Annotated in this window: 17 protein-coding genes; 10 read left to right on the plus strand and 7 right to left on the minus strand. The window is 44.0% G+C overall.

Features of this window, described 5'->3' with window-relative positions; translation table 11 throughout:
- Nucleotides 1-662: 662 nt before the first annotated feature.
- Together BQ5809_RS04035 and hutW are read right to left on the minus strand one after the other, a co-directional pair.
- Nucleotides 663-1283: an NAD(P)-dependent oxidoreductase gene (locus tag BQ5809_RS04035; RefSeq protein WP_003787191.1), complete on the minus strand. Its 621-nt coding sequence runs from the start codon at nucleotides 1281-1283 to the stop codon at nucleotides 663-665.
- On the minus strand, nucleotides 1283-3106 hold the full coding sequence (hutW, locus tag BQ5809_RS04040; protein ID WP_003787192.1) for a heme anaerobic degradation radical SAM methyltransferase ChuW/HutW: 1824 nt from the start codon (nucleotides 3104-3106) through the stop codon (nucleotides 1283-1285). Before hutW ends, BQ5809_RS04035 begins: the two co-directional genes overlap by 1 nt.
- A gap of 305 nt (nucleotides 3107-3411) precedes the next feature.
- On the opposite strand from hutW, the gene sodA reads away from it, so the two are divergent.
- Together sodA and BQ5809_RS04050 are read left to right on the plus strand one after the other, a co-directional pair.
- Nucleotides 3412-4035: a superoxide dismutase [Mn] gene (gene sodA / locus BQ5809_RS04045; protein WP_032133162.1), complete on the plus strand. Its 624-nt coding sequence runs from the start codon at nucleotides 3412-3414 to the stop codon at nucleotides 4033-4035.
- Nucleotides 4036-4160: 125 nt separating this feature from the next.
- Nucleotides 4161-4982 (plus strand): YoaK family protein, encoded by an 822-nt coding sequence (locus tag BQ5809_RS04050; protein ID WP_003787198.1) that lies wholly within the window; start codon nucleotides 4161-4163, stop codon nucleotides 4980-4982.
- Between the two features lie 192 nt (nucleotides 4983-5174).
- Here BQ5809_RS04050 and BQ5809_RS04055 read toward each other — a convergent pair whose 3' ends face one another.
- The 5 genes from BQ5809_RS04055 to BQ5809_RS04075 all read right to left on the minus strand — a co-directional run bounded on the left by BQ5809_RS04055 (nucleotide 5175) and on the right by BQ5809_RS04075 (nucleotide 9742).
- Nucleotides 5175-5771 (minus strand): hypothetical protein, encoded by a 597-nt coding sequence (locus BQ5809_RS04055; RefSeq protein ID WP_003789108.1) that lies wholly within the window; start codon nucleotides 5769-5771, stop codon nucleotides 5175-5177.
- 103 nt (nucleotides 5772-5874) lie between these two features.
- Nucleotides 5875-6330 (minus strand): chemotaxis protein CheX, encoded by a 456-nt coding sequence (locus BQ5809_RS04060; protein ID WP_003787201.1) that lies wholly within the window; start codon nucleotides 6328-6330, stop codon nucleotides 5875-5877.
- Nucleotides 6331-6337: 7 nt separating this feature from the next.
- Nucleotides 6338-6700: a response regulator gene (locus BQ5809_RS04065; protein ID WP_003787204.1), complete on the minus strand. Its 363-nt coding sequence runs from the start codon at nucleotides 6698-6700 to the stop codon at nucleotides 6338-6340.
- A gap of 18 nt (nucleotides 6701-6718) precedes the next feature.
- Complete coding sequence (locus BQ5809_RS04070; protein WP_032827758.1) at nucleotides 6719-8794, minus strand: ATP-binding protein; 2076 nt, start codon at nucleotides 8792-8794, stop codon at nucleotides 6719-6721.
- 222 nt (nucleotides 8795-9016) lie between these two features.
- Complete coding sequence (locus BQ5809_RS04075) at nucleotides 9017-9742, minus strand: YebC/PmpR family DNA-binding transcriptional regulator (protein WP_003787211.1); 726 nt, start codon at nucleotides 9740-9742, stop codon at nucleotides 9017-9019.
- A 265-nt stretch (nucleotides 9743-10007) separates the two neighbouring features.
- Between BQ5809_RS04075 and BQ5809_RS04080 the strand changes: the two genes are divergently transcribed.
- From BQ5809_RS04080 to atpD, 8 genes are read left to right on the plus strand one after another with little or no spacing between them, the layout of a single operon-like run.
- Complete coding sequence (locus tag BQ5809_RS04080) at nucleotides 10008-10370, plus strand: ATP synthase subunit I (protein ID WP_003789117.1); 363 nt, start codon at nucleotides 10008-10010, stop codon at nucleotides 10368-10370.
- Nucleotides 10360-11226, plus strand: a complete 867-nt coding sequence (gene atpB, locus BQ5809_RS04085; protein WP_003787215.1) for a F0F1 ATP synthase subunit A — start codon at nucleotides 10360-10362, stop codon at nucleotides 11224-11226. The genes BQ5809_RS04080 and atpB overlap by 11 nt, the downstream gene beginning before the upstream one ends.
- 45 nt (nucleotides 11227-11271) lie before the next feature.
- Nucleotides 11272-11508 carry a F0F1 ATP synthase subunit C gene (atpE, locus tag BQ5809_RS04090; RefSeq protein ID WP_003787217.1) on the plus strand — a complete coding sequence of 79 codons (237 nt, stop codon included), beginning with the start codon at nucleotides 11272-11274 and terminating at the stop codon, nucleotides 11506-11508.
- A 42-nt stretch (nucleotides 11509-11550) separates the two neighbouring features.
- Entirely contained in the window at nucleotides 11551-12021 is a 471-nt protein-coding gene (locus tag BQ5809_RS04095) for a F0F1 ATP synthase subunit B (protein ID WP_003787219.1), read from the plus strand.
- A gap of 4 nt (nucleotides 12022-12025) precedes the next feature.
- The gene (locus BQ5809_RS04100) at nucleotides 12026-12574 is read left to right on the plus strand and encodes a F0F1 ATP synthase subunit delta (RefSeq protein WP_003787221.1); all 549 of its coding nucleotides are present in this window, start codon (nucleotides 12026-12028) and stop codon (nucleotides 12572-12574) included.
- A 9-nt stretch (nucleotides 12575-12583) separates the two neighbouring features.
- Entirely contained in the window at nucleotides 12584-14131 is a 1548-nt protein-coding gene (atpA, locus tag BQ5809_RS04105; protein ID WP_003787223.1) for a F0F1 ATP synthase subunit alpha, read from the plus strand.
- Between the two features lie 20 nt (nucleotides 14132-14151).
- Nucleotides 14152-15027 carry a F0F1 ATP synthase subunit gamma gene (gene atpG, locus BQ5809_RS04110; RefSeq protein ID WP_003787225.1) on the plus strand — a complete coding sequence of 292 codons (876 nt, stop codon included), beginning with the start codon at nucleotides 14152-14154 and terminating at the stop codon, nucleotides 15025-15027.
- A 44-nt stretch (nucleotides 15028-15071) separates the two neighbouring features.
- The gene (gene atpD / locus BQ5809_RS04115) at nucleotides 15072-16469 is read left to right on the plus strand and encodes a F0F1 ATP synthase subunit beta (protein ID WP_003787228.1); all 1398 of its coding nucleotides are present in this window, start codon (nucleotides 15072-15074) and stop codon (nucleotides 16467-16469) included.
- The last annotated feature ends 9 nt before the right edge of the window (nucleotides 16470-16478 follow it).

A 16478-nucleotide genomic window follows, 5' to 3' on the forward strand; every position in this document is an offset into this window, starting at 1 on the left:
TCTGATAATAGCGCACCTTTTGCCTCAACTGCATTGGGTGGCATTAGCCGATTATCAAAATGGTGGATTGATTTGGGTATTCGCCCCGAACGAATTAAACCAGCACACCCAGAGCAAAATGGGCGACATGCGTTCACGAATACAATCATGAACGTTCTCACGAAGGGATTGACCGTCAAACACCTGCGCAATGCTACACACACTCGACACGTTTATATACGGGCAAGATAGAGCCTTATGATTACGGCGATGGTGTTCATCTGCGCCAAGTAAAAGGCAGTGGTGAAATTAAATGGCAAGGTAAAACTTACTATTTAAGCCAAGTGTTAGCGCATGAGGCAGTAGCCTTTGTTCCTTATGCTGATGGTGTTTGGCATATTTTTTATCGTTTCCATTTTCTCGGTCAGTTTGATGAGCGGGAAGGGAAGTTACAACCTGCAATGAACTGGCATGCTAAACCTTGAAGGTGTAAACGATGTCCTTAGGGAAAAATGTAAACTATGTTTATGTTGCACAGGAGATTGCTATCACTCAAAGTCTTGTCGTGTACCAAAAGCGCAGTGGAATCGGTATTGCTAAAATACAAAAGCAGTCTGCACATTTTGTAGATTGAATGTGCAGGCTGCTTTTGCTATTGTAATATTCTAGATTTATGAGGTACTTTATTCCGCACACGCCGAATAAACTTTATGATTATGTGCCGCAGGTTCTACCAAAATATGCGCCACTGCATGAGCCAAACCATTGCGCGACATATAATTTTGCGGCATTTCCAAACGATTTTCCGTCAAACAATATTGCTCGCTCTCATCGTTATTCAAACCACACGGACGGACAATTGTCCAATTCAACGCGCTCTCACGCAACACCTTTTCCGCTTCTGTTTTCGCTAACAATGCTTCGCCGAGAAATTGGCGAACTGGCTCGCTGGTGTGTTCCCATTGCTCGCCGCAACCCATGCTGGTAATCAGCACCAAATGGGCATTTGGCGCGTGTGTGCAGGCTGTCTGAATAATATGAATATTGCCCACCGCATCACTGCGAACGCCTTGTTCATTTTTGCCACCGACAAAGCTCACAATGATTTGCGGCTGATGTTTCGCCACCAACGCGGCAACAGCTTCCGCGTCCAATGCGTCCGCAACGTCAGTCGCCACATTTCGCGCGGCAAAAAAATCATCTTCTGCAGGAACGCGCAACGCTGCCAACGTGGTTTTAGGGTTGAGCAGCGCAATCAATTCGCGTCCACTCGCGCCATTTGCGCCAAAAATCACATTCATCATCAAGCCCCTGCATTCATCAATTCGCGCATTTTTTCAATTTGATGCGCTTTCAATTCACCGTTTTCATCGCGTGAAACAAAAATCTTGAACATCGCGCCGCCGTTGCGATTGATAAAATTCAATGAAACGGTGCTTTTTCCCATAAATGGACGTTCCAGCAAATAAATTGTCGCACAGTTATCATAATAAATATGACCGTGAACGCCGCCTTCTTTTGCGTGTTCAAAATTATAAAAACCGCCGCCCACTTTGCCGTTTGGGATTTTTCCTGTTACTTCCACAATCGCGTCAGGCGTGTGCGCGATAAACGTAACCGCTTCGTCCCATGCCGCAATCGCTTGCAAAAATTCCACAATGCGACCGCCTTCGGTTTTTTTAACCATATCCACAGGCAAGCATTCAATCACTTCTTCAAATGTGCATTGATGTTGCATTGCCAACATTTCCAAAATTTGCCCAGCGTTGTCCGCCAAAGAATTGCGTAAAACGGTTTTTTGTTCAGGAGTTAATTTATTCATAGCTGTGTCCTTATCAGCAGGTGGATTGAGTGCAAACATCAGTTTGCGCGTTAAAGTCGGCGACCAATAGCGACCGCTCGTGTTTAAATGGGCAATGCCCGATTTATCGTCGATTTCCAGCAACGAAAGCGATTGCCATTGCTGCAACAATTTCTGCGCTTCATCGCTGCCTGAAAATAATTTCGTATCCAAAAAGCCCAGCTCAATATCGTGTTGAACCACGCCTAGAATCTCTTTTTGTGGACTGTGTTTACTCAAAAACGACAAACTTTTTTCGTGCAGGCTGCCTGAAAGATAGGCTTGCAAATCGTTTTGCACCTGATAACTCAATCCGCCAAAATTACCGCCAGCCCCCGAACCAAACGCCAAACACGGCATATTCGATTTAACCAGCGTGTTATAACGATTGCGTTCGCCGCGATTGGGATAAGCAAAATGGTTATTGCTGACCTGATTCCAGCCTAAACGTTCCAATTCCGCCACCGCGTAAGCGTATTGCTGCGACTGCTGGTCAAATCCCAACGGTTTCGGAAACGCGCCTTTTTCAATCATGCGGTTAATCGGCAAAAAGGGATAACAATTAAACGCATAAGTATCCAAACCCGACAACGGCAACTGACTGGCAATCGCAATATCATTCTGCCAAATTTTATCGGTTTGTGCTGGCAGCCCAAAAATCAAATCTGCCACCGTAATCACATCATAACTGCACAATTTTTCTAAATACGCACGCGCTTCATCGCCCGAATGTTTGCGCCCCAAACGGCGGCGAATGGTGGTATCAAACGTTTGCACGCCAATCGAAATACGATTCACGCCAGCACTAATGGCAGCCTGAATTTTCTCGTCATCAAAATGGCTCATGCGCCCTTCAAGCGTAAATTCACAATCATCAGCCAGCGGCAAATAGCGGTAACATGCTTCCACTAAACGCGCTAAATCACGGCTGTGCAACGCAGTTGGTGTGCCGCCACCAAAATAGACTGCCTGAATTTTGCCCGAACCTGTGCGGATTTCGGCTTCACGTTTCAATTCCGCAATCACGCGGTCGGTGTAGCCTGCGCTGATGTCGTCTTTCCAAGCGTTGCGATAAAAGCCGCAAAATACGCAATGATTTGCGCAAAAGGGAATGTGGACGTATGCCAAGCCGTCTTCGTCTAATGAATGGGGTAATTTGCTTTCCCAAATGGTGTGCCATTTGTCGTTTGGGATAGAGAGTCCACCCCAAATCGGCATCAGTGTGCTGCGGTCAGGGAAGGCGTTAGGCGCGGCTTTTTTGGGAGAAAATTGAATGGTTTGAGCCATGATGATTAATTGATAATTTCTACCTATATTTTTAATAAAAATAATTCTAGTTTATGAAGAAAATAGAATGAATTCTATTTTTAAACAAAATTGATTCATATCAAATAAATATTAAATTTTGTTAAAATTATTTGACTTTTGGTTAATTGATGATTTGATTACTTGCTCGTGATTAAATTGGCAAGATTTTATTTGTATATTTTATTTAATATTCATATGGTTATGATTTGTCTTGCCTTGTTGGATAGAGATGTTTATTATTCAAGCCTTTCGCATAACACATTCAATATATGAAGGAATACATCATGGCTTATACATTACCTAAACTAGACTACGCATACGACGCATTGGAACCCCATTTTGATGCAATGACGATGGAAATCCACCACAGCAAACACCATCAAACTTATGTAAACAATTCCAACGCGGTTGTGGAAACGTTGCCTGTTGAGTTTCAAAGCTTGTCTGCGGAAGAATTGGTAACGCGCTTGGCAGAATTGCCAGCCGACAAGCAAACGCCAGTACGCAACAATGTGGGTGGTCATGCTAACCATTCTTTCTTCTGGAAAGGCTTGAAAGTGGGCACGACTTTGGGCGGCAGCTTGAAAGCAGCAATCGAACGCGATTTTGGCAGCGTGGAAGCGTTTCAAGCGGAATTTGAAAAAGCGGCGCAAACTCGTTTCGGCTCTGGCTGGGCTTGGCTGGTGGTGGAAGTAGGCAAATTGAAAGTGGTTTCTACTGCTAACCAAGATTCGCCTGTGATGGGCGCGGCATTTGCAGGCTGCTCTGGCACGCCTTTGATTACTTTGGACGTGTGGGAACATGCGTACTACTTGAAATTCCAAAACCGCCGTCCAGACTACATCAAAGAGTTCTGGAATGTGGTGAACTGGGACGAAGCACAACGTTTGTTTGATGCAGCGGCTTAGTCGCTCGATAAACTAAATCAACTTAAATAGAGCAGCCTGCACTTTTTCTGTTTACAGAAAGTGCAGGCTGCTTTTTGTTGCGTTAAAATCGCTTTAATATTATCCCGTTAAAGGCACGATTCATCATGACACATCATGCGAAAAAGCACCCGTTTTGGCAGGCGGATAAACCTTATTTACACAGCGGCGAAATTTCAGATTTTCGGTTTCGTTTGCTGGGTTATATGATGGCGGCTTTGGCTGGGGCGATTAATGCAGGCGGTTTTTTTGCGGTAAACCAATATACATCACACATTTCGGGCGCGTTGTCGCATTCGGCAGACCAAATTTACGCAGGACAATGGAAAATGGCATTGATAGGTTTGGCTGGTGTGGTGGCGTTTATTTTGGGTGCGGCACACGCAAACTGGTTGATTTTGTGGGCAAAACGCCAACGATTTCGCAGCAGCTACGGCATGAGCATGTGGCTGGAAGCGGCATATTTGATGGGATTTGGCTTAATGGGCGTGGGCTTGTCGCAAGGCTGGGCGTTGTTGCAACCAACGGTGTTGTTGCTGTGTTTTATTATGGGCATGCACAACACGGTGCTGACGGTGCTATCGGGCAGCGTGATTCGTTCCACGCACATGACGGGGACGGCAACCGACTTGGGAATTGAGCTATCCAAAGTGCTGTATTACCGCATCGATACCAATCCGCGTTTGCCCGATGTGCGCGTGAATCGGCTCAAAATGCGCTTGTTGCTGGGCATGTTGGGCAGTTTTTTGCTCGGTGGTGTGATTGGGACGTGGGGTTATCAAAAATTGGCGTATTATTTTACGATTCCTGTGGCGGTGGTTTTGTTTGTATTGGGTATGAATTCGGTGGGTTATGATATTCGGATTCGCGTGAAATGGTGGTTGATACGTCGTGTGCGTCAAGCGCGTAAAAATCGGCGCGAAAAATAAAAAGCAGCCTGCACTTTTTTACTCGTCATTCCTGCCGTAGTTTACCCTCGCGTAGGCGGGGCAGGAATGACGGCATGGTAGTTTTACAAAGGTTTCAGTTTGACAAAGTGTGCGAGTCGTCATTGTATTTTTCTTTGATAAAAATTGCCCACAACCAGCCAGTTTTTGCTCGCTAGTTGTGGGCAATGTGGATTATGCACCTACTTTTACGGTGCGCGTCAAAAAGTCATGCACGTCGTCCAAAGACATATCGCTGCTGCTGGCGCAAATGGTCGCAATCGAATTATCGCTGGCTACAACAGTAAAGCAGCTTTCGGCAATGTTTTGGTCTTTGTCTTTGCGAACAAAGCGATAGTCGATGCGACGGTCGGCGGTGTCGTCAATGACTACATTGCTTAATGCTTTATCGCCTTGCAACTGGGTTTTGATTTTACCCAACAATGCAGGTACTTCGCCTTTGGCTTTGCCGTTTTGTACCGCAGTCAAAGTCAAATTGCGGTTTTCATCGTATTGCAACAAAGTGATGCTGTCAGCAGCCACGTCTTGTGGTTGCAGGCTGCTTTCGCTGGATTTATCGGTAAAGCTGGCATCGGGATTGAAACGGAATGCATTGTCTTTGCTGGTCAAAACAGTGGGCTCAACCGCAGGGGCTGCACCTGTGCTCAATTCGGCAGAGCTGGCAGCAGAAGTGGCTGATGCGCTGTTGTTGGCTGCGTTTTGTTGGGGTGCTTGACCGCAAGCTGCCAATGCTAATGCGCTGGCAATGATGAGTGTGATAGATTTTTTCATATAATCGTTATCCTTATGTGAAATCAAAAAAAACGGCATTATATCAAATAAAAGAAAAAGCAGCCCGCAAACAAAATGTGCAGGCTGCTTTGCCAATTAGCGATTAGGATTTACGCAACGATACCACAATGGCTGCGCTACGGTTTTTCCAGTTGATTGGAATCACAAAAGAACGGTCTTTGCGTGGTAATAAGATTTCGTCTGGTGCACCGCGTAATACGATAGGCACAGAAATTTCAAACTCTTCACCAAATTCACTACGAGCATTACCTGCAACGGTATTTGCCACTTCGCCCACCAAGTCAATCATGAAGGCTTCACTCATATCGCGTTCGCCCATCAAAACCAACAAACGTTCCAGCAATTCTTTTGGTGCGGTGAAATACACAATGCCTTTGCTTTTGCCAGAAATCGCAATCACGCCAGTAAAATCTTTTGCAGAAGGCACGCTGTTTTCTACCAAATAAGGTGTGCCAACCACCAATTCTTCTGGGTCCATCATTTGATGAAAGTACTTTTGTACGCCTTCCAAAAATACCTGTAATTTATCTTCTTTCATTTAATGTTTACTCCATCATTTCTTCAAGTGCTTCAAATAAATCTTCATCAGTAAAAGGCTTGCAAATAAAACCGCGTGCGCCTAATTGCAGGGCTTTAATGCCAGTTGCTTTATCCGATAAAGCGGAAATTACCAAGATATTGGCGTTAGGGTCAATATCGGTCAATTCGTAAATACATTCTAAACCGTCCATTTTGGGCATGGTCAAGTCCATAGTTACGATATCTGGGCGATGTTTTTTGAATAGTTCAACTGCTTCCAAGCCGTTGGTTGCAGTGGCAACTACTTCAATATCCATACGACTAGTACCGCGAGAAATACGGTTACGAATCACATTGGAATCATCAACAATCATGAGTTTATAAGCCATAATGTGTTTTTCCTGTTATCAATATTTTTTAGGGAAAGTAAAGCTAAATCTTGTATATGCACCAGCGTGGGTTGCAACGCCAATTTTACCACCCAAAGCGACTACGCGGTCTTTAATAATATCTAAACCAACACCACGACCAGCATCTTCGGTAGATTGGTCTAAGGTAGAGAAGCCAGAGCTGAAAATTAAGCTCAGCAATTCTTTTTGACCCAGTTTAGCCGCATCTTCTTGACTGTATTGACCAATTCGAACAGCTTTTGCACGAATCGCTTCATAGTCAATACCTTTGCCATCGTCTTCCAAGGTTAAAGTGTATGCACCTGAACCGTTGTCTAACAATTCCATGCGAACGTGTCCTGCTGCCAATTTGCGTGCTGCAGTGCGTTGTTCTGGGGTTTCAATACCATGTACGACTGCGTTGCGTAACAACTGAACGGCAATTTCACGAATCGTTGCATCGGTTTCTTCATGTTTGGTTTCTTCAATACCAACATAGCTGAAATCGACATTTTTGCCATTGCGTTTTGCCAAATCGCCAACAAATTGATTGTAGAAATCGGCAACCGTATTTTGTTTGGCTGGCGCTGCTGCGCTAGGTGAAGATATATCGCTATTACCCAAGCGTTGAACCAACTCTTCAATGGTTTGTGTCAAACGCATCAATTCTTCCAAGTGAACCGCCAAGCTCAAGAAGTTTTCACCAGATAAGCTACTGGTTTTGGATAACTTGTTCAATTCGGTTTCCAAGTTTTCTGCCATCACGGTAAAGCCGTGCAGTTTCAGCGTACTTGCTTCACCTTTCAAGCTGTGTACTTCACGGAAAATAGTCTGTACTTTTTCCAACAACTCAGATTGACGTTCACCAGGAGATTTCAATGTGTTATTGATGTTGGTATTGCGTCGTTTGATGCTGCGTACAAACTCGTTAATCATGCGACGGTCTGCTTGCAAAATGGTACTTAACATTTCCAATTGAACGTCATTTTGTTCGCGTTCTTGTTCAATTTTTTGTTCCAGCAATACCGCATCGGTTACATCAGATACGTTCACCAATACACGTGCAATTTCTTTTTCGTGGTATACGCGGTTAAATGCAAAGTCCAAATAACGCAGTTCCTGTTTGCCATTGCTGCCTTTTACCATAACAGGTTGACGATTCAATGGGTTTAAGCTACCAATCAAACGTTCTTTTGTACGCGGGTTATAAAGCTGTCCGATGAATGCGTTGGTTGTGTTCAAATCATCATCAGAAATCATACCACCCAAAATATCCAATAAGTTGCGTTGTCCCAGGTTGGATTGACCCAGCAATTTTTCCAAGTGTTTAGAATATTGCGAACCCAAGTTCAAGTCTCTGTCTAACAGGAACAAACCTGTGCTTACTGTATCCATGATTTCTGTCGTTTCTTGACGAGCGGCTTCGGCTGCCAAGTCAGACGCAAACAATTTACGGATAGAGTAGAAGATGAAGATAACGAAGAATCCTAATGCACCCACGATACCTGTTGTTTGCAACCATGTTAACGCATTGTTATTGGTTGCAAGGTGCGCTTGCACAGCATTTAATGATTTTACGATGCTTTCGTCTGTCAATTCTGCTGAACCTTGTGCTTTCAATACTGCCAAGTCCAAGTTTACAGATGTACCCGTAGGGGAGGTGGCTGTTTTCAGGTATTCATCAATATCTTGAACTAAGGGTTTCCACAATTCCAAGGCTTTGTTAAGTTCTTGAGCCACAACAGGGTCCTCGTCAAATGCGGAGATATTAATTGTTGCACCACTTTCTACTTTGTGCTCACCACCGTTGAGTAGTGCGTTAATACTGCTTTCAAATCTAATGCGATTCTCTTTGAGTGCGGCTAGCGTATGAGCAATGTGTGGACTGTTTGGGTCTTCGCCATAGTTCAGTTTAAGCGACAGCAAACTTTGCATCACTTTCAAGTATGCCGTGTGCATAGATTCGGCAACGGTATATTGTTTATTGTGCTCGTTTACTTGTCGAGACAGCAAAATAGAGCTAATCATCACGGCTGACAAAACAACCAAGAATGAGGCAATCAACACAATCATGCTTCGGTAACGAGTAAACATGCCAGCTGTTGCGGGTTTGTTTGGGGTTGGGGTACTCATAAAATGCGACCACTTTCTATTAATAAAAACCAAAAAAACAAATCAAAAACAAGAAAACGCATATTAATCTGAAAAGCGGTTCTTGTAAATAATTTGTAAAAATGTGCAAGATAATTAAATACTTTAAAATTAACTGTGCAGGCTGCTTTGTATGTGAATGCAAGCAGCCTGCACAAGTATTTATTACTCAAAATTCAGCACGGCAGAAGTGTACACATTTTGCACATCATCTAAATCTTCCAAGGCATCGATAAGCTTTTGCATTTTTTCTGCGTCATCGCCGCTCAATTCGGTTGTGTTTTGCGCGCGCATGGTTACATCGCTATCTTCGGCTTTGAAGCCAGCCTGCTCCAATGTGATTTTGATTTGCGCCCAATCGGCTGGTGCGGTAATCACTTCAATTACGCCATCGTCATCAGTCAAAACATCTTCCGCACCTGCTTCCAAAGCGGCTTCCATGAGTGCGTCTTCGTCGGCATTGGTGTAAACTAAATAGCCCTGATGTTCGAAATTGAACGCCACGCAGCCATCTGTACCCAAATTGCCACCGTGTTTGGTAAACGCATGGCGTACATCGGCAACGGTGCGCGTTTTGTTGTCGGTCATGCAATCAACCATTACCGCTGCACCACCAATGCCATAGCCTTCGTAACGCAATTCGATGTAATCCACGCCTTCTAAATTGCCTGTGCCTTTATCGATGGCGCGTTGAACGTTGTCTTTGGGCATATTGTTGTCCCACGCTTTATCCATCGCCAAGCGCAAACGTGGGTTCGCATTGGGGTCACCGCCGCCTTGTTTGGCTGCAATCGTGATTTCTTTGATTAATTTGGTAAAAATTTTACCACGTTTGGCATCTTGGCGCGCTTTCTTGTGTTGAATATTCGCCCATTTGCTGTGTCCAGCCATAATTTATCCTTACTGAAACAAAAGTAATGTAAAACAAAGGTCGCGTATTTTATCATGTTTTAACGTAATATCCATATAGCTGAAATAGTATGTAGTGCATAGGTAAGTCGTATTGGTTGCGGTATAAAGCAAGCAGCCTGCACAAATATGTGGTCGAGACGTTGTGTAAATGGAATAAAAAAACGTGATTTCACAATAATTAACGAATTTGCTTGACGATATAAGGCGGTTTGATTATATTTGCACCGCTTGAAAGACGGAAGACGTGGGTAACAAGGTGTTTTTATTGGTTGGACTACAAGTGATTACGATAACCGTATTAACCTTGTTTGTGTGGTTGTTTTTTGGTGTGCAGACTGCTTTATCAATGGTTTTGGGTGGTTTGTCTTATATTTTGCCTACTTTAATTGCGGTATTAATTTTAAAGTTTTTGCGTCCATATCCTGTGCTGGCAGGTTCTGCGTTTATTGCAGCAGAAATTTTAAAAATAGTACTGGCTTTAATTTTTATGGTATCGGTATTTTGCTTGTATCCAAGCATACAATTTATCCCTTACTTTATTGGTTTATTAGCAGTCAGTCATTTGGTTTTTTTGTTTTTTTTAAAGGTTCATCGTTATGGCAAGTGAAGCAACAACGCCAGCCGATTACATCAAGCACCATTTGCAGAGCTTGACCAGTTTATCGGATGTTACAGAAGGGCAAGGTTTGCGTAACATCGCAGACTTTTCATTTATTAACTTAGATGCGCTGTTTTTCGCCATTTTATTGGGTATTGCAGGCAGCTATTTGTTGTGGCGTGGTGCAAAAACCGCGACGTCAGGCGTGCCAGGTCGTTTCCAGGCGGCCGTAGAAATTTTGTATGAGTTTGTTGATGATATGTGCAAAAGCATTATCCATAACGAACAATCTCGCAAAGTGGTTGCGCCGTTGGGTTTGACGCTGTTTGTATGGATTTTCTTGATGAATGCCATGGATATGCTGCCAGTAGATTTATTGCCGCGCGTATTCCAAGGTATGACAGGCGAACATCATGCACTGTTGCGTATTGTGCCAACTGCTGACTTGAATACCACTTTGGCTTTGGCGATTGGCGTTTTGCTGACTTGTATTTATTACAGCATCAAAATTAAAGGTTTTGGCGGCTGGATGCACGAAATGTTTTCTGCGCCATTTGGTTCAAAATTAGGGCCAATCAACTTTGTAATGAATATTTTGGAGTTCTTCTCTAAAACCGTTTCGCATGGTATGCGACTGTTTGGTAATATGTATGCGGGCGAATTGGTGTTTATGCTGATTGCGTTATTGGGCGGTGCGTGGGCAGCGTCGGGTAGCGTTGGTTTGCTAGACCCAGTTATGTTTGTATTCCATATTATTGCAGGTGCGGCATGGGCAATTTTCCATATTTTGGTAATTACCTTGCAAGCGTTTATTTTCATGGCTTTGGCGTTTGTATATATTGGACAAGCGCACGACCATCACTAAGTTTCATTTTCTTTTTTTAACCTTTCTTTAACTGGGAGTTTTATCATGGGTTTGATTGCTATCGCATGTGGTTTGATTGTTGCCTTGGGTGCTTTGGGTGCATCTATCGGTATCGCAATGGTAGGTTCTAAATATTTAGAATCTTCTGCGCGTCAGCCAGAATTGATTGGTCCATTGCAAACTAAATTGTTCTTGATTGCTGGTTTGATTGATGCGGCATTCTTGATTGGCGTGGCGATTGCATTGTTGTTTGCCTTTGTTAATCCATTTGCTGCTTCTTAATCAGTCGGTATTTTTGATTAACCCCTATACGAGGGCAGTAAAGTGAATTTAAATGCAACCTTAATTGCGCAAATCATCGTCTTTTTCATTTTGGTTGGCTTTACCATGAAATATGTATGGCCACCTATTGCAAAGGCGTTGGATGAGCGCGCTGACAAAATCGCTGAAGGCTTGGCTGCTGCCGAGCGCGGTAAAAGCGATTTTGAGCAAGCAGAAAAGAAAGTTGCAGAACTCTTAACCGAAGGGCGTACTCAGGTTGCCGAAATGGTTGCTAATGCAGAAAAACGCGCAGCACAAATCGTAGAAGATGCCAAAGTGCAGGCTGCTACGGAAGCCGCGCGTATCGCAGCGCAAGCCAAAGCCGATGTAGAGCAAGAAACTAATCGTGCTCGTGAAGCTTTGCGTGAGCAAGTTGCTACATTAGCAGTTAAAGGTGCAGAAGCGATTTTGCGTCGTGAAGTAAATGAATCGCAACACGCTCAAATGTTGAGTGCCTTAAAACAGGAGCTGTAAGGCTATGATAGAGTTCGCAACTGTTGCTCGACCTTATGCCAAAGCTTTATTTGAGTTGGCAGAAGAAAAAGCGCAAACGGAAAATTGGCTAAATGGTTTGGCTCAGTTGGCGTGGTTAGTTGAACAGCCGAAAATCGCAATGTTGATTGGTGAATCGAGTTCTGATGCTGAACAAAAAGCAGCAGAATTGACTCGCTTGTTGGACGGTGTTAAGGCTGCAAAAAGTCATGAGTTTAGAAATTTCATTCTCGTAGTGGCGCAAGAAAAGCGATTGGCAGCTTTACCAGCTATTTTCCGATCCTTTCAAGATTTGGTTTTGCAAAAAAATCAAGCCAAGCGTGCTGTGATTTACACTGCTTATGATGTCGCTAGCGAAGGTCAAAAAGCCAAAATTGTCGGCGATTTAGAACAGCGATTTAATGTTCGTTTGCAGGCTGCTTTTGAAACCGAACCCGAATTAATTGGCGGTTTGAAAGTAGTGTTGGGCGACCAAATATTAGACTTGTCGGTACAGGGAAAATTAAAGCAACTGTATGCGACTATGACGAATTAGGAGGGTTTCATGCAAATTAGTCCTACGGAAATCAGTGATTTGCTGAAAGCTAAAATTGAAAATTTAAATACCAAACAGGAAGCGCGTACTCGTGGTACGGTGATTTCTGTAACAGATGGCATTGTGCGTGTGTATGGCTTGTCTGATGTAATGCAAGGCGAAATGTTAGAGTTTCCTGGTAATACATTTGGCTTAGCGATGAACTTGGAACGCGATTCTGTTGGTGCGGTTGTGTTGGGTGAATACGAACACATAAAAGAAGGCGACGAAGTGAAATGTACTGGTCGCATTTTGGAAGTGCCAATTGGTCGTGAATTGGTAGGTCGCGTAGTCAATGCGTTGGGTCAGCCTATTGATGGCAAAGGTCCAATCAATGCAGCTAAAACCGCACCGATTGAAAAAATTGCCCCTGGCGTGATTGCGCGTCAATCTGTTGACCAACCTATGCAAACAGGTTTGAAAGCTATTGACTCTATGGTTCCTGTTGGTCGTGGTCAGCGTGAATTGATTATTGGTGACCGTCAAACAGGTAAAACTGCTGTGGCTTTGGACGCGATTGTGAACCAAAAAGGCACAGGCGTTGTTTGTATTTATGTGGCGATTGGTCAAAAAGCGTCTTCTATTGCGAACGTGGTTCGTAAATTGGAAGAACATGGCGCGATGGAACATACCATTGTGGTAGCGGCAACTGCATCAGAAGCTGCGGCATTACAATTTATTGCACCGTATGCAGGCTGCACAATGGGCGAATACTTCCGCGATATTGGCGAAGATGCTTTGATTGTGTACGATGACTTGTCTAAACAAGCGGTTGCGTATCGTCAAATTTCCTTGTTGTTGCGCCGTCCACCTGGTCGTGAAGCCTACCCTGGTGACGTATTCTATTTGCACTCTCGCTTGTTGGAACGCGCAGCGCGTATCAATGCCGATGAAGTGGAAAAATTAACTGCTGGCAAAGTAAAAGGCAAAACGGGTTCATTGACCGCCTTGCCAATTATTGAAACGCAAGCAGGCGACGTATCGGCGTTCGTACCAACCAACGTAATTTCGATTACAGACGGTCAAATTTTCTTGGAAACTGACTTGTTTAACTCGGGTATTCGTCCTGCTATTAACGCTGGTATTTCGGTATCACGCGTGGGCGGTGCGGCGCAAACCAAAGTCATCAAGAAATTGGGCGGTGGTATTCGTTTGGCATTGGCGCAATATCGTGAATTGGCAGCGTTCTCTCAATTTGCATCAGATTTGGACGAGGCGACTCGCAAACAATTGCAACACGGTGAGGTTGTAACCGAATTGATGAAACAAAAACAATTCAACACATTGAATACAGCCGAAATGGCATTGACCTTATGGGCAATCAACAACGGTTCTTATTCAGATGTGCCAGTATCCAAAGCATTGACTTTTGAAGCTGAGTTTTTAAGCTATGTTCGTACGCAGCAGCCTGCAACATTGGAAGCGATTAATGCTTCGGGTGCAATGTCTGGTGATGATGAACAAGTATTGACCGATGCAATGAAATCGTTCAAGGCTTCATACAACTACGCTGCATAAGCAACGAAAGGAGTCTTGAAATGGCAGTCGGAAAAGAGATTCTCACCAAAATTCGCAGCGTACAAAATACGCAAAAAATTACCAAAGCGATGCAAATGGTGTCAACTTCTAAAATGCGGAAGACTCAGGAACGTATGCGTTTGGCTAGACCTTATGCGGATAAAGTGCGCTTGGTAATGAGCCATTTGGCACAAACACAAGCAGACCACGGCATTAAATTATTATTAACAGAACATAAAAACTCAAATCGCGTAGGTTTTATCTTGATTACAACCGATAAAGGCTTGTGTGGTGGTTTGAACGCCAATGTTTTGAAGAAGTTTTTTGCCCAAGTTCAAGAATACCAAGAACAAGGTATTCAAGTTGAAGTAGTTTGCTTGGGTAGCAAAGGTTTGGTAGCGTGTCAGCGTGTCGGTTTGAATGTGATTGCCAGTGTAACCAATTTGGGCGATACCCCAAAAATGGAATTGATACTGGGCGCATTAACTGAAATTTTCCAACGCTATGAACAGCAAGAGCTTGATGTTATCCATTTGGTGAATTCACATTTTGTGAACACAATGAAACAAGAGCCACGCTCGGAAGTATTGCTGCCAATTGGTGCCAATGCTTTGAATGCGCAAGAGGATAGCAAATACAACTGGGACTATCGTTATGAACCTAGTCCTGTTGCAGTGTTGGAATATCTGGTTCGCCGTTATTTAGAATCTGTGGTTTACGAAGCATTAAGCGAAAATATGGCTGCCGAGCAAGCAGCGCGTATGGTGGCGATGAAAGCTGCAACCGATAATGCAGGTAATGCGATTAAAGAATTGCGCTTGGTTTACAATAAATCACGTCAAGCAGCAATTACCACAGAATTGTCAGAAATTGTGGCAGGTGCAGCAGCTGTTTAAAAAGCAGCCTGCACATTTCGCCAAATTAAAGTTAGGATACGATAATGAGCCAAGGCAAAATCGTACAAATTATTGGCGCGGTGGTGGACGTAGAGTTCCCACGCGATGCTATTCCACGCGTTTACGATGCGTTGAAACTGGTTGATGTGGACTTGACATTAGAAGTGCAACAACAACTGGGCGATGGCGTAGTGCGTACCATTGCGATGGGTAGTACCGATGGTTTGAAACGCGGCTTAGCCGTGAACAACACAGGCGCACCTATTACAGTGCCTGTTGGTAAAGCAACATTGGGTCGTATTATGGACGTATTGGGTAATCCTGTTGATGAAGCAGGTCCAATTGGTTCTGACCAAACGCGTGCTATTCACCAACCAGCTCCTAAATTTGATGAACTGTCTAGCGCAACCGAATTGCTGGAAACAGGCATCAAAGTGATTGACTTGCTTTGCCCATTTGCAAAAGGTGGTAAAGTAGGTTTGTTTGGTGGTGCAGGTGTGGGCAAAACTGTGAACATGATGGAGTTGATTAACAACATTGCCAAAGCGCACAGTGGTTTGTCTGTATTTGCAGGCGTGGGTGAACGTACTCGCGAAGGTAATGACTTCTATCACGAGATGAAAGATTCTAACGTGTTGGATAAAGTTGCCATGGTGTATGGTCAAATGAATGAACCTCCTGGCAACCGTTTGCGCGTTGCATTGACTGGTTTGTCTATGGCAGAACACTTCCGTGATGAAAAAGACGAAAATGGCAAAGGTCGCGATGTATTGTTCTTTGTGGACAACATCTATCGCTACACATTGGCAGGTACAGAAGTATCGGCATTGCTGGGTCGTATGCCCTCTGCGGTAGGTTATCAACCAACATTGGCAGAAGAAATGGGTCGTTTGCAAGAGCGTATTACTTCAACGCAAACAGGTTCGATTACTTCTATCCAAGCGGTTTACGTTCCCGCCGATGACTTGACTGACCCATCGCCAGCAACCACATTTGCTCACTTGGACGCAACAGTCGTGTTGAGCCGTGATATTGCTTCTTTGGGTATTTACCCAGCGGTAGACCCATTGGATTCTACATCTCGTCAGCTTGACCCAATGGTATTAGGTCAAGAACACTATGACGTAGCGCGTGGCGTTCAAGCAACTTTGCAAAAATACAAAGAATTGCGCGATATTATTGCCATTTTGGGTATGGACGAATTGTCTGATGAAGACAAATTGACCGTGATGCGTGCGCGTAAAATCCAACGCTTCTTGTCTCAACCATTCCACGTGGCAGAAGTATTTACAGGCTCTCCTGGCAAATACGTTTCATTGCGCGACACCATCGCTGGCTTTAAAGCCATTCTGAGCGGCGAATATGACCACTTGCCAGAACAAGCGTTCTATATGGTAGGCGGTATTGAAGAAGCTGTTGAGAAAGCGAAAACCTTAAACTAAGGAGGTCGG

This window comes from Kingella kingae ATCC 23330 (assembly GCF_900111845.1).
Classification (GTDB): Bacteria; Pseudomonadota; Gammaproteobacteria; order Burkholderiales; family Neisseriaceae; genus Kingella; species Kingella kingae.